We start from the raw sequence: 13,186 nt of genomic DNA on the forward strand, positions 1-13,186 counted from the left end.
CTACGACATATTTAGAATATCCAGCAATCTCTAAATAACCTATAACAAGTAAATCCGAAACAATGAAATCCTCATCTTTATTGCTTACAGCTATGCTTTTAATAGCAAAATTATCCAACCCAATATATTTTTATTTTCAAATCAAATACGTTGATACATCCAATGATTCTCTACATTCATAAATATACTAGCTTATCTTGGTAAACAATACATTATAAATAGTGTCTTGGAGTAACTTTTGAAACGATATAACAATCCCCCTCCCAACGATACCTTTACAGATTTTTCACCTACTAATCTAATAAAGCAAGTACTTTTTATCCATTATTCGTTTAAATTTCTGTTATCTCAATGGAATAAGTTTTATAATCAGACATTTCAGGCTCAATAAAAGTTACATTTTCCTTGTAATTAAAAAATACAGATTCTTCTTTTGATGTAGATAAGCCGCCCCATGGTTCAATTGCAATAAACGGCCCTTTATTCGCAGTAGACCACAAAATTAAAAATGGAAAATCTTGGAAATCAATTTTTACTGCTTTATTATGATTTTTAGACTTTAATGTTACCGAACGAGAAACCAGCTTATCCAAAGTAATTGCATCCTTTGAAAATAGATCATAATCTAAAGCTAATACTTTTTCTTTATTTAAAAAAGGCGAACGGCTTTTTATGTCAAGTAATCCCGTCTCGGGATATGATGCTGGAATACTACAATTTTCTTCGTTTTCAAACTCGAGATAATAATCTTCATACCGTTCATTTTCAAATAAGGGACAATTAAAACCCGGGTGCGCGCCTATGAAATAAGGCATATCTTGATTTAATCCTAAGTTCTCAACTAAGTATTCTACTTCAATCTTAGATTTATCTAAAGTATAAAATATACTTAAACGAAAAGGATAAGGATATTGTTTTAACATTTCCGAATTACTTTCAATTGAAAACATAATTTGATTGTCATTTATTATCTTATGCTCAAAATCTTTCTTTCTAACTAAACCATGACGAGGAAGATGGCCTTCTATAACTCCTTCATCTCCCATAATAAAGAGAGGAGCATCATCAGGGACACTACCACAGTTAGGAAACAAGACAGGAGCCTGTCCTCCCCAATATTCAGGATTTCCCTGCCATAAATATTCCACGCCATCCTTATCTTTTATAGAAGATAATTCTCCACCCTTTTCCTTAAATTGAACTTTTAGAAAATCATTTGATAACTCTAGTACCATATTTTTACCTCTCTTTTTACTATTTATCCTTTTCATAGGGTATTATATCTATATCAAAACTAACCAAACTTCTGTCAGATTCCTCAACTAAACTTAGAAACATGTACTCAAAACTATCAATAGTCAACTTAGAATAGCAAATCCCTTCTAAACCTTCTGATACGAACCAATCTCCAATAAAAATAAGTTCCGTTTTTTTAATCCGAGGTGCTTGAGAACATCGTTCAAAATTAATAATATAAACTTTTTTATATAGAGAACCTGATACTGCTTTTAGTAAACTCTTTGTTTTTTTCAAGCATGGCTTCCCTCTTTTCGAAAAGCCGAAAGAGTTCAACTCTAACGGCTTTACTTTCTATTCAATCATTTGTGTTTCAGCCAGTTTCTTATACCAGTGAGCGGATTTCTTCGGATAGCGTTCCTGTGTTTCGAAGTCTACGTAGAATAAGCCGTAGCGTTTTTCATAACCGTTAGACCAAGAAAAGACATCCATCAGAGACCAGATAAAGTAGCCCTTGACATTAGCCCCGTCCGCAATCGCATCGGATAAAACTTCCAGATGCTGCTTAACATAGTCAATCCGAGCATCGTCGTAAACTGTATTGTCCACAAATTCATCTTTATAACCCAGACCATTTTCCGTGATATAGATTTTCTTGTAGTTTGGATAATCTTTCTTAATCCGCATGATCTGATCATAAAGACCTTGCGGATAGATAATCCAATCCCAATCAGTTTTCGGAATATGGGTTGGAGATTCTCTGCGCCCTACACCCTTAATCTGGTACTTGGAGCTTCCCTTTTCGCCTTTTCCGTTATGGATAATTTCTGTTTCACCGTCAAAGTCGCGCATCCAATCACTCATATAGTAGTTGATGCCGAGGAAGTCATTGAGGTCTTTAGCTGCTTCTAAAGCCGCAAAGTCTTCATCTCGTAGATCCAGCTGACCACCATTGACCTTAAGGATATGATTTACTCCTGCTAGAGTTACATCTGAATAGTGCCCCAGATAAGTCGCATCTAGGATAAACTTGTTATGGATAATATCTTCCAACTCTGCTGCTCTGACATCTGCTGGATTTTCTGGATCGTAAGGATATTTTGTAGGAAGTGCATGAACGACACCGATTTCACCCTTGTATCCCTTGTCCTTATAGAGCTTAACGGCACGGGCATGAGAGACCATCATGTTGTGATGAGATTGGAAAACCTTGGCCAAGTCATACTGAATACCTGGGGGGAATTTTCCAACTAAGTACTGACCATCACCAATTGGGCCAATTTCATTGAAAGTTGTCCAATAGCGAACTTCTGGAAATTCTTCAAAACAGAAAGCTGCATAGTCCACAAAGTGCTCAATATTTTCCCGATTGAGGAAATCGCCATTTGAATGAAGAGCCTCTGGTGTATCAAAGTGGTGAAGGGTCACAAAAGGTTCTACATGACGCTTGTGGCATTCTGCGAAAAGATTATGGTAAAATTCCACACCTTTTGGATTGACCTCGCCATAGCCCGTCGGGAAAATCCGTGACCAGGCAATGGAAATCCGAATACCATTGACGCCATACTCTTCAGCCAATTTCAGATCCACAGGGTATTTGTGGTAAAAGTCGCTGGCAGGTTCTGCCGTATACCAGTAGTTATCCTCCAGGTACTTATCCCAAGCAACAGGTCCTTTTCCATCTGTGTGGGTTGCTCCCTCAGCTTGATAGGCCGCTGTTGCACCACCGAAAATAAAATCTTTAGGTAAGCTTTTTGTCATCTTATTTTCCTTTCAATAGTATTTGAGATGAAATCAAGCTTGATGACATGCTTATCAAGTTGCTTCATCTCAAATAAACAGATTTAGTTGTTAAATTGCTCCTGAACGAAGGCCAGCGCTCCTTTGCCATCACGAGTGAGCTTGATGTATTGGCCACCTTCGGTCTTAGCTAGCTTGATACCCAATTTATCAGTTTCCGCCTTCATGTCTTCAAAGTTGGAGGCAACTTGAGGAGCCAGGATAACGAGATCAAACTCAGGCAGCATTTCACGGTGAGCACCGTAGCCACCCGCTGCTGCTTTGACAGGAACATTGTATTCAGCTGCTGCTTTATTCAAAGCGTTGGCCAGTAATCCACTAGTACCACCACCTGCACAGAGCACCAGAACATTGGTTTCTTCGCTAATATTGTTTTGAGCTGGAGCTTCTTCATCCACTCCTGCTTTTTCAAGAATAGCATCCGCTTTAGCAGTGTTAAAGTTAGCTGCTACTTTTTCTTTAAGAGCATCGTTAGCTTTGCCAGAGCGTTCTTCTTCTAGGATTTGTTCGTCATAAACCTTGACAAATGGATAGTAAATAACCACATCTACTACGACAAGAAGAACTGCAAGAACAAAGGACAGAAGTTGGAAGTTGGTACCCAACACGATTCCCAGAGGTCCAGGTGTCACCCAAGGAAGGTTGGCTGAGAAGGAGTTCATGTTTAACGCATCAACAAAGAATTTGAAAATCCATACGTTTGCGATAGGAGCAAAGATAAATGGAATAAAGAAAATCGGATTCAGTACGATTGGAGCACCAAAGAGAATGGGCTCATTGACACCAAAGAAGGTTGGGACAACAGATGCCCGTCCAATTGCACGGTTGCGCTCAGACTTACATATCCACATGAAGAGGAATGGAACAATCAAGGTAGCACCAGTACCACCCATGGTAACGATGAACATTTGAGTACCAGAAGTAATAACCTTATCCGCATGTTGACCAGCTTGTACCAGAGCTAAGTTGGCATCGATATTGGCATAAGTAATAGCAGCAATGGCAGGCTCAACGATAGACGGACCGTGAATTCCCACAAACCAGAAGAAAGCATAAGCACCAAAGATAAGAGTGATTCCCAGATAGCCATCCGCAGCTGAGAAAAGCGGAGCAAGAAGCGTTCCGATGGATTCAGCAACCGTCACTCCCAGACTTGCTTTAACAAGCAGTTCCAAACCATAGAGCAAAACGACTGAGACAGTAAATGGAATCAAGTCTTTAAATACTTGCGAGATATTTGGTGGAACTTCTTCTGGCATACGAATGGTGACATTATTTTTCACACAAACCTTGTAGACATTAACGGTCACAAAGGCAGCGATGAAAGCTGTCAAAAGACCTTTCGTTCCCATGAAGGCAGTCAGGAAGCCACCTTCCTTGGCAGGCTCAGCTGCCATGAGGAGGAAGCCGACCATAGAAGCCAGCATAGTAGACAAGAAGTTAATCTGGTTTGTCGCAGGCAGGTCGCGGTTGACAGAGTCAGTCAGAGCCTTGGCAGTGGTCCCACCCACAAAGAAAGCCAGAATCCCCATCGAATAGCTATAAGGGGTCATTAGGAAAGTTTCAATGTCCTTAGACCAATGGAAGCCCCATGCATTTGGCACATAGGCAATCAAGATAAAGATAGATGAGAAGAGGATGACTGGCATACCAGCGATAAAGCCATCCCGAATAGCGCGGAGATAGATATTCCGAGAAATCTTCTCAAAGAAAGGCTTCCCTTTCTCAATAAGTCCGATGAGTTTGTTCATTATTTTACTCCTCTTTTGTATAGTTCAATCAAATGGTGCATCATGTCTTTGAGCAAGATGGTAGTCATTAGATGGTCTTGGCCGTGCATCATGGTCACACTGTAAGCCAAGTCCTCCCCAGCAGCTTCTTTTGTCAAGAGACTGGTCTGAGCATGGTGAGCTTCAGCAATGCAGCCATTGGCTTCTTCCACCAAGGCATCTGCCTTAGCAAAATCCCCAGCCTCTGCAGCTTTCAATGCTTCCAGGAGCTTGGAGCGAGCGTCACCAGCGTAGGCCACAATTTCAAAACCGAGCAATGTTACTTCTTCTCTATTCATGAGAGATCCTCCTTGTATTCTTATGTAAAATGTTATTATTGTTTTCTATTTATAAAAGACGTTGAATATGCAACACCAGGTAGACCCGTTCGCTGCGGTAGAGATCAATTCCCGTCTTCTGGGCAATGATTTGGTAAATATCACTTCCGACCTGATAGGCTTGAGGGTATGTCATTTGAATCTGACTTTCCATTTCCAGCAGGGAAACATTGTCATCACGGCTTCTGTCCAGATAGTCCAAAAAGTAGTTCAGGTGAATCATAAAACGGTCATAAAAGTTGCTGTTTTCTGCACTTCTTTTAATGCCATTTTTCTTCAGCTCTGCCTCAACAGCAGCCAGAATATCTTTTCGTCTGCCCAAGTGGCTTTGCCCCTCTAGATTGGTCTCCCCTTCAGCATTGATAAAGTGATAAGCAATGCGATTGACCTCGTCGCTAGGGAAATTATCCAACAACCTCTCGCGGTATATCGCTAAGGCTTCCTGAGCAATCTGATAAGGAACAGGGTATTTATCCGAAGCATCCGGCAGGTCACTCTCCTTGTACCGCCCCTGCTGCACAGCCTGATAAGAACAGTAGATGTGATCCGTCAGCGTGACATAGATATACTCCTGGACAGGGTAATCATACTTCTTAGAAAGGGTGTCAATCACATCATAAGTCACTGTGATAAAGTCTAGCGGAACGTCTTTGAGCAAGGCCACAAAGTTTTCTTTAGACTCTTCCGTTCTTAGGCGAAAGATTTTCTCAATCTTACTTTCAAGAACGATATCACCCTTCTTTTTATTAAAAGCTATGCCACTGCCAATCAGAACAACCTCTTCACCATTTTCATGTTTGGCTAGAGCAACATTGTTGTTCATAGGATGTATGATTCGATACATATCTCCTCCTCTTCATTTTCTAGGGTTCTGGCAAAACAAAAAGACCACAAACAAACTAAGGCTATATCTTCCCTCAATTTATTTGTGGTCACGCCTAATCCAGCTTAGTAACGCTCACCCTATTCAATTTCTGACTTCATTATAGCATATCAGTCTCAGAATGTAAACCCTTACTTCATTTATTTTTTAACAAATTTTAGGCTCTTTCTTTCCAAGAGGTAGCTGTTTTTTGAAGAACCTTGTTGAGTTCGTCAATATTTTCAAATCCTGTTGTACGAAGCCACTTGCGAGCTGCTTCTTCACCTTGCTCAATGTAGTCTTTGACACTGCCAGCCCAAGTCGCACGTCCGCAAAGAACTCCGTTGAAGTTTGCACCTGACTCATGAGCGAACACAAGTGTTTCTTGGAAAAGTTTCGCAGATACACCTGCACTCAAGTAAATGTATGGAAGGTTAGTTGCCTCATCTTGTTCCTTGAAGAAGGCAGCTGCTTGTTCTTTAGTATACACCACTTCACCATCGCCAAATCCTTCAACATATTTAACATTGACTGGAACTTCCACTTTCAAGACATCAATATTGAAACGTGGGTCTGAGAAGACTTTCATGGCACCGATAACCTTGTGTGGTTTTACTTTGGCATATTCTGCAGAACCTGCGTCAGCGATTTTTTCATCGTAAGCCAAGATTTCAAGGAAGAATGGAATATCTTCTGCCACACACTCTGAACCCACACGCTCGATATAAGCCTGCTTTTGCTGATTGAGTTCTTCAGAGCTGTCTACATCATAGTAAAGAAGGAATTTCACTGCATCTGCACCTTGTTCTTTAATACGTTTGGCAGACCAAACATCTAAACAGTCAGGCAAGCGTTTGGTGCTTGTTGTGTCGTAGCCAGTTTTCTCATAAGCAAGGAGAAGACCAGCATTGGCATCAAGCGCTTTTGTAGCTGGGAGACCATACTCAGGGTCAAGAAGCATAGATGAAGCGTATTTTGTCAATTCATCTGCTACCAAGACTTTGAGTTCTTCCATTTGAACTACTGTTGGCTCTTCTGTTTGGTATTGAGCCATGAGGCGTTTCAAAGCACCTCGTTGGTCAAAGGCAAGAGCTGAGATAATGCCGTTCTCGTCAGAAAGTTTTTCCATGTACTTGCGTTTTTGTTCTGTTAATACCATTCTTTATACCTCTTTTACTGTGATTTGATTGTATAGGCCGTCGTAATTTTCAACATTGACATGACCGGTCAATTTTTCTTGGGCATTGAGCATGCCCAGAACATTTGCTTTTTTGAGCAGAGAGACAGCATCTGCTTGATGACTCAAAGCTGAAGAAATCCCTGCAACAGTTGAGTCGCCAGAGCCAACTGGATTGACCACTTGGATTTTAGGAATATCTACTTTATAGAAAGTATCCCAGTGCTTAGCGAAAGCTCCATCTGCACCGAGTGATACGATGATCCACTCGATTCCTTCAAATAGCTGTTCTGAAAGGACAGCTTTTAACTCATCCAAATCTTTGGAAATTTCGCGACCCAACAACTGAGAAAGTTCTTCGTTATTAGGTTTGATGGCAGTTGGTTTGACATCAGATTTAAGCACAGCTTCCAGAGCTGCTCCAGAGCAATCCAGCACCACCTTATTGCCAGCTTGATTAGCAATTTCAACCAATTGAATATAATATTCAACTGGTAAACCGGCTGGTAGACTTCCCGAGATACTAACTACCTCAGCTGATTCCATTAATGATTTAAAATGATGTAAAAAACCATTTGCCTCATCCGCTGTAATAGTCGGACCGGCTTCTAGGATTTCTGTTTGCTTACCTTCGTGTAAGATAGCAATACAGTTTCTCGTATCTCCCGAAATGTTATAAAAGCATTGTTTAACATTAGGATGAAGGTTTTGTAATAAGAACTCTCCATTAGTCCCACCAATCAGGCCCGTCGCAGCGACATTGTCTCCAATTTCTGCCAAGACCCTGGTTACGTTGAGACCCTTTCCCCCCGCTGTCTTACTGACTTCTGAGACACGATTAACAGTATCAATTTTCAATTCTTCTAAAGGATAGGAAATATCGATAGAAGGATTCATGGTCACTGTAAGAATCATCTGACTACCTCACTAGTCGTGGTATTCACCACGATCCCATTTTTCAAGAAATTCTGTAAAGAAGTTTGCATCTGCTTGATGAGCATTGTGAGTTTCAACGTGCTCAATTTTCGCAATCAATTTTTTGTTTTCTTCTGATGGTTTGTATTCAGCATTGATGAAAGCTTCAATGATATCGCACATGAGCAATTCACCGGTGATTTTACCACCAAAACCGATAACGTTGGCGTTGAGTTCTTCTTTAGCATAGAGAGCTGAAGTCATATCACGAACCAAGGCAGAACGTACACCTGGAACTTTATTGACAGCGTTGTTGATACCAACACCAGTACCACAGATACATACTCCAAGATCAGCTTGTCCACTAGTTACAGCTTCACCAACTTTTTTACCAAAGATTGGGTAGTGAGTACGAGTATGGTCATAAGTACCAAAGTCAAGGACTTCATAGCCTTTTGATTTCAAAAAATCTGAAACCGCCATTTTTTCATTGGTAACGATATGGTCACATCCAATTGCAATTTTCATTTGACTTCTCCTTTTCTTAGCACATTTTGTTGAGCATGTCGACCCGAATTTGGTGACGTCCGCCGTCGTATTTACCATTGACAAAGCCTTTGGCAATATTCTTAGCCAGGCCTTCACCAACGATTTCAGCTCCCATTGTAATCATGCGAGAGTTGTTATGGCCACGAGTCATATAGGCAGAGCGTTCATCTGAGACTTCTGCCGCAACCATACCTTTGATTTTGGTCGCTACCATGAATGGACCAGCTCCATAAGCATCGATGACAATACCAAGATTTTCCTCTTGCTTATTCACCTCAGCTGCAACTGCAAGGGTCACATCAACAAAATCCTGACCTTCTTTCGTCACATCGACCACTTCAAAGTTTTCTCCGACGAGAAAATCCTTGACCACATCTTTCAGCTTGCTTCCAGCAGCATCTGCTCCAATAATAATTGCCATGAGCATTCTCCTTTGTTTGATTTTTTGCACAGATTATTGTTTATAAAAAACACTATCTGTTTCTTATACTCATACTATACACCATCTTGAGTTTATTGTCAACACTTTCTTGTTTATTTTAATCGTATTTTTTAAAAAACTGATTAAAATAAACAAGAGTTCTCTAAACAAACTTAATGGTTCTTACATATTCAAGAAAAAATAAGGAATAACATCTCTATTTTTACCAATTATCTTTAAATAAGTATAAAAACATCTTAGACCAATTTATTTATTAAAAACTCTATGCATAAACTAAGCTAAAAGAAGTGAAATAAAACAATCTTTTGTCTTCTTGAAGGTCTGATTGCAAATAAAAAATCCCAAATCTGATAAACAGAAATGGGAGGGGGACAAAATATAAGAATAGATTAATAGAGTCCTATTCAAGATTATCATACTAAAACTGCTCATAAAATTCTAGAAGCTAACTAGTCAATTCTATCTAGAAAGAGACCGTCAGCAAGTTCATATTCATTATTTCCTTGATTTTAGGTCTCTTCTCTTTTCAATTTAATCTATTTCTATCTAAGAATAAACAAACTTATTATGTTTTCATTCTTTTCTCAAAAGAACTATTTATTAGTTTTTACCTTGAGCTACATACTCTTCATTACGTTTGATCATTTGTTTTCTGTACCAAGCAAAGATACCGATATAGAATGCAAGGAAGACTACAACACCAAGAATAGCTTTAATATCACCTGTTGTTGCGTTACCAATTGTCCAACCCAAGAGTTTTTCAACTGGACCTTCAAGAGTTGAGTGAGTGATCAATTGAGTAGAAGCTACCCCTTTAGGGAAGGCATCAACACTCTTAGCCAACTCAGTTGCAAATGGAGCAATCAGAGTTCCTGAAAGAAGGAAGAGTGGCAAGAGAAGACTTCCAAAAACAATCATACGGATCAATTTACCACGAGTAACAACCAAGAGAGCTGGAGTTACACCCATCGCAATGATACCAGCAAGTGGCAAGATACCATTTCCAACTTTAGAAAGAAGTACTGCTTCGATCAACATGATTGGTGCAAGTACGTTAGCACAAGCCCAGATTTCAGCACGACCAGCAATGAAAGGCCAGTCAAGACCGATATTGAATTTACGTCCTTGTAGACGTTTTGTAGCAACGTTTGTAATACCTTGTGAAAGTGGTTCAACCGCTGCAATGAACCATGAACCGATCAATGAGAACAATTCCAAGCAGACACCAGCTGTTAAGCCAAGGCTCAACCAAGATTTAATAACCAATTCCCATGTTTTTAAGTCTTCCACGTTTGCTTCTGGATGTGGTGTTCCCATAATTCCGATTACAATACCAAGAAGGAAACCAATAAAGAATTTAGAACCCCAGAAACCAATTTTCTTATTTAGTTTAGCGGCATCAAAGTCATATTTATCAAGTCCAGGGAAGAATTTATCAAAGATCTTATCCAACACCATGATAATAGGGTTCATCATGTAGTTCATGTGAGTAGATGTCATTGGAGATGAACTTGGAGCATTTAGGAGGTCGTCAAAAGTTGGTTTCATCAAGTCAGAGTTGATGATCTTCATGATTCCTACTAGTACGACTGCAAGAGTTGCTACAAAAAGAGAAACACCTTGACTTACTCCGTTTTTATCTGCATACCATTTAATCAAGAGACCTGTGATAGATAGATGCCAAATATCAAAGATATCTACATCGAGTGTATCTGTTTTCTTCATCAATAGCATCACAACATTGACGATCAACATAACCAACAAGAAATACAGAGTCCAAGCAGAACCCCAAGTAATCGTTGCAAGTGGTGCCCAACCTACGTCTGTAATATTAAGCTGAATCCCTGTATTGGTTACAAATTTTTCTAAAGAAGATGAAAAGGCTCCATTCAACATTCCAATAATTGCACCAATACCTGTCAAGGCGATCGCTAATTTAATACCACCTTCAAGGGCTTTGGAGAATTTAACCCCAAACAAGAGGGCTAGGACCGTCAAAATGATTAACATGATGATTGGACCACCCATTGCCAAAATTGGCTTAAAAATATCGTTGGCTAATTTAATAATGCCATCCATAATAAATCCTCCCGATTTATATTAATTTATATATTATTTATAATTTATGAACTCCAGCGCACTCTTTAGACAGCGCTTTCATACACTTTGAAAAATTAACTCAGGCCATGCTCTTTGATGGCTGCTTCAATATTATCAAACACTGGAGCGCTCATTGCTGGAATTCTGAACAAAATTGGACCAGCTTCTACTACTGGAATACCAGGATCAAAACCTAAATCTGTCGCAGCAATTGGTGTGAAAATGTCATAGCCTTTAATCAAATCTTCATTGACATCTTTAACCATCACTGCATCACAGCGAACATCATAACCACGGTTAGATAATTCTTCTTCTACCGCATTCTTAATTTGGTGACTTGAATTAACACCAGCTCCACAGGCTGCTAAAATTTTAATCATTTGAATTGCCTCCATTTTATATATTTATTTGATTATTTTATCCGATTTCTTTTGTTATATAGTCATATAATTCATCTTCATTTGCCAACTTAGATAAATTATCTAAATTTCCATTCTTAGTAAAGAAATCCATCAATTGTGCCAGAATATTCGTCTGGCTAGAACTTGAGTTGTTAATGATAAAGAACAAAAGTGAAACTTCTACTTCTTTATCAGGAGCTATCATATTGTGAAAAGTCACAGCTTGATTTAGGCGTACCACAACAACTTTTTCAGCTAAGTTATGTTCAATATCTGTATGAGGGATTGCTACATTCGGTAAGTCTTTCCCTAGAAACTCCATGTCCAATCCAGTTGGAAATGACTTTTCTCTCTCGATTAATGCTGCCCTATAAGAAGGAGTTACAATCTTTCTTTCTTCAAGAAGATTAGCGACTTGATTAAAAAGATGTTCTTGATTATCTGCTTGTAGGCAGAAGACCAAGTTCTTATCAAACAATTGATTTAGTCCCATAAAACTTCACCCCTTTCTATATTTAATATATCTTTATTTCAATATAAAATCAATCTACTATTTATAACTAAAAACCTACAAATTATGCTAAGACATATATTGATTTTCTCTTTAAAATATAATCTATGATTCTATTTCCAAGAGGTTGCACTGCTCTTTAAAACTTGATTTAATTCTTCAATGTTTTGACGTCCTTCAGTACGAAGCCATTCACGAGCTGCTGCTTCACCGTCTTTGATGTAAGCTTCAACTGACCCAGCCCAAGTCGCACGTCCACAAAGAACTCCGTTGAAGTTTGCACCTGATTCGTGGGCAAAGACAAGTGTTTCTTGGAAGAGTTTAGCCGACACACCAGCACTCAAGTAGATGTAAGGAAGATTTGTTGCTTCATCTTGCGCTTTGAAGAAGGCTGCTGCTTCTTCGCGTGTATGCACGATTTCACCATCGCCAAATCCTTCAACGTATTTGACGTTGACTGGAACTTCCACTTTCAAGACATCGATGTTGAAGCGTGGGTCTGAGAAGACTTTCATAGCACCGATAACCTTGTGTGGTTTTACTTTAGCGTATTCAGCAGAGCCAGCGTCAGCGATTTTTTCATCGTAAGCAAGAATCTCAAGGAAGAAAGGAATATCTTCTGCCACACACTCAGAACCGATGCGTTCGATATAGGCTTGTTTTTGTTGGTTGAGTTCGTCAGAGCTATCTACGTCATAGTAAAGCAAGAATTTGACCGCATCTGCACCTTGTTCTTTGATGCGTTTTGCAGACCAAACATCCAAGCAGTCTGGCAAGCGTTTGGTGCTTGTTGTGTCGTAGCCAGTTTTCTCATAAGCAAGGAGAAGACCAGCATTTGGATCAAGCGCTTTTGTAGCTGGAAGACCATACTCTGGGTCTAGAAGCATAGAAGATGCGTATTTGGTCAATTCATCTGCTACCAAGACTTTGAGTTCTTCCATTTGAGCCACTGTTGGCTCTTCAGTTTGGTATTGACCCATGAGGCGTTTCAAAGCACCACGTTGGTCAAAGGCAAGAGCTGAGATGATCCCATTCTCGTCAGAAAGTTTTTCCATATATTTGCGTTTTTGTTCTGTTAAAGCCATT

General features: G+C 39.5%; 14 protein-coding genes. All 14 read right to left on the reverse strand.

What is annotated here, in order from left to right:
* Positions 1-332 precede the first annotated feature (332 nt).
* Positions 333-1,235 (reverse strand): aldose 1-epimerase family protein, encoded by a 903-nt coding sequence (locus tag AWH02_RS09580; protein WP_060554320.1) that lies wholly within the window; start codon positions 1,233-1,235, stop codon positions 333-335.
* A gap of 19 nt (positions 1,236-1,254) precedes the next feature.
* Entirely contained in the window at positions 1,255-1,533 is a 279-nt protein-coding gene (locus tag AWH02_RS09585; RefSeq protein ID WP_045635125.1) for a DUF3884 family protein, read from the reverse strand.
* A 57-nt stretch (positions 1,534-1,590) separates the two neighbouring features.
* On the reverse strand, positions 1,591-2,997 hold the full coding sequence (gene lacG / locus AWH02_RS09590) for a 6-phospho-beta-galactosidase (RefSeq protein ID WP_002899825.1): 1,407 nt from the start codon (positions 2,995-2,997) through the stop codon (positions 1,591-1,593).
* Positions 2,998-3,080: 83 nt separating this feature from the next.
* Positions 3,081-4,787: a lactose-specific PTS transporter subunit EIIC gene (locus tag AWH02_RS09595; RefSeq protein ID WP_060554314.1), complete on the reverse strand. Its 1,707-nt coding sequence runs from the start codon at positions 4,785-4,787 to the stop codon at positions 3,081-3,083.
* Positions 4,787-5,104, reverse strand: coding sequence for a PTS lactose/cellobiose transporter subunit IIA (locus AWH02_RS09600; RefSeq protein WP_002894735.1), 318 nt, complete (start codon positions 5,102-5,104; stop codon positions 4,787-4,789). The genes AWH02_RS09595 and AWH02_RS09600 overlap by 1 nt, the downstream gene beginning before the upstream one ends.
* Positions 5,105-5,153: 49 nt before the next feature.
* On the reverse strand, positions 5,154-5,987 hold the full coding sequence (locus AWH02_RS09605; RefSeq protein WP_060554315.1) for a PRD domain-containing protein: 834 nt from the start codon (positions 5,985-5,987) through the stop codon (positions 5,154-5,156).
* A 196-nt stretch (positions 5,988-6,183) separates the two neighbouring features.
* A complete protein-coding gene (gene lacD / locus AWH02_RS09610) occupies positions 6,184-7,164 on the reverse strand; it encodes a tagatose-bisphosphate aldolase (RefSeq protein WP_060554316.1) in 981 nt (326 codons plus the stop codon).
* Positions 7,165-7,167: 3 nt separating this feature from the next.
* Positions 7,168-8,097, reverse strand: coding sequence for a tagatose-6-phosphate kinase (locus AWH02_RS09615; protein WP_060554317.1), 930 nt, complete (start codon positions 8,095-8,097; stop codon positions 7,168-7,170).
* A 12-nt stretch (positions 8,098-8,109) separates the two neighbouring features.
* On the reverse strand, positions 8,110-8,625 hold the full coding sequence (gene lacB, locus AWH02_RS09620) for a galactose-6-phosphate isomerase subunit LacB (RefSeq protein WP_060954930.1): 516 nt from the start codon (positions 8,623-8,625) through the stop codon (positions 8,110-8,112).
* Between the two features lie 16 nt (positions 8,626-8,641).
* A complete protein-coding gene (gene lacA / locus AWH02_RS09625) occupies positions 8,642-9,067 on the reverse strand; it encodes a galactose-6-phosphate isomerase subunit LacA (protein ID WP_009659075.1) in 426 nt (141 codons plus the stop codon).
* Between the two features lie 621 nt (positions 9,068-9,688).
* Positions 9,689-11,167 carry a PTS galactitol transporter subunit IIC gene (locus AWH02_RS09630; RefSeq protein ID WP_060554322.1) on the reverse strand — a complete coding sequence of 493 codons (1,479 nt, stop codon included), beginning with the start codon at positions 11,165-11,167 and terminating at the stop codon, positions 9,689-9,691.
* Between the two features lie 95 nt (positions 11,168-11,262).
* A complete protein-coding gene (locus AWH02_RS09635; RefSeq protein WP_008809454.1) occupies positions 11,263-11,568 on the reverse strand; it encodes a PTS sugar transporter subunit IIB in 306 nt (101 codons plus the stop codon).
* 37 nt (positions 11,569-11,605) lie between these two features.
* Positions 11,606-12,082 (reverse strand): PTS sugar transporter subunit IIA, encoded by a 477-nt coding sequence (locus AWH02_RS09640; RefSeq protein ID WP_060554323.1) that lies wholly within the window; start codon positions 12,080-12,082, stop codon positions 11,606-11,608.
* 131 nt (positions 12,083-12,213) lie between these two features.
* Positions 12,214-13,185 carry a tagatose-bisphosphate aldolase gene (lacD, locus tag AWH02_RS09645; RefSeq protein ID WP_060554324.1) on the reverse strand — a complete coding sequence of 324 codons (972 nt, stop codon included), beginning with the start codon at positions 13,183-13,185 and terminating at the stop codon, positions 12,214-12,216.
* Between the last annotated feature and the right edge of the window lies 1 nt (position 13,186).

The organism is Streptococcus gordonii, from assembly GCF_001553855.1.
GTDB lineage: Bacteria > Bacillota > Bacilli > Lactobacillales > Streptococcaceae > Streptococcus > Streptococcus gordonii.

Excerpts from the sequence above, each read along its gene's own strand:
- lacB (WP_060954930.1), bottom strand. The coding sequence starts at position 8,625 with ATGAAAATTGCAATTGGATGTGACCATATCGTTACCAATGAAAAAATG.
- AWH02_RS09600 (WP_002894735.1), bottom strand. The coding sequence starts at position 5,104 with ATGAATAGAGAAGAAGTAACATTGCTCGGTTTTGAAATTGTGGCCTAC.
- lacD (WP_060554316.1), bottom strand. The coding sequence starts at position 7,164 with ATGGTATTAACAGAACAAAAACGCAAGTACATGGAAAAACTTTCTGAC.
- AWH02_RS09595 (WP_060554314.1), bottom strand. The coding sequence starts at position 4,787 with ATGAACAAACTCATCGGACTTATTGAGAAAGGGAAGCCTTTCTTTGAG.
- AWH02_RS09635 (WP_008809454.1), bottom strand. The coding sequence starts at position 11,568 with ATGATTAAAATTTTAGCAGCCTGTGGAGCTGGTGTTAATTCAAGTCAC.
- AWH02_RS09630 (WP_060554322.1), bottom strand. The coding sequence starts at position 11,167 with ATGGATGGCATTATTAAATTAGCCAACGATATTTTTAAGCCAATTTTG.
- AWH02_RS09580 (WP_060554320.1), bottom strand. The coding sequence starts at position 1,235 with ATGGTACTAGAGTTATCAAATGATTTTCTAAAAGTTCAATTTAAGGAA.
- AWH02_RS09615 (WP_060554317.1), bottom strand. The coding sequence starts at position 8,097 with ATGATTCTTACAGTGACCATGAATCCTTCTATCGATATTTCCTATCCT.
- lacG (WP_002899825.1), bottom strand. The coding sequence starts at position 2,997 with ATGACAAAAAGCTTACCTAAAGATTTTATTTTCGGTGGTGCAACAGCG.
- AWH02_RS09605 (WP_060554315.1), bottom strand. The coding sequence starts at position 5,987 with ATGTATCGAATCATACATCCTATGAACAACAATGTTGCTCTAGCCAAA.
- AWH02_RS09640 (WP_060554323.1), bottom strand. The coding sequence starts at position 12,082 with ATGGGACTAAATCAATTGTTTGATAAGAACTTGGTCTTCTGCCTACAA.
- lacA (WP_009659075.1), bottom strand. The coding sequence starts at position 9,067 with ATGGCAATTATTATTGGAGCAGATGCTGCTGGAAGCAAGCTGAAAGAT.
- lacD (WP_060554324.1), bottom strand. The coding sequence starts at position 13,185 with ATGGCTTTAACAGAACAAAAACGCAAATATATGGAAAAACTTTCTGAC.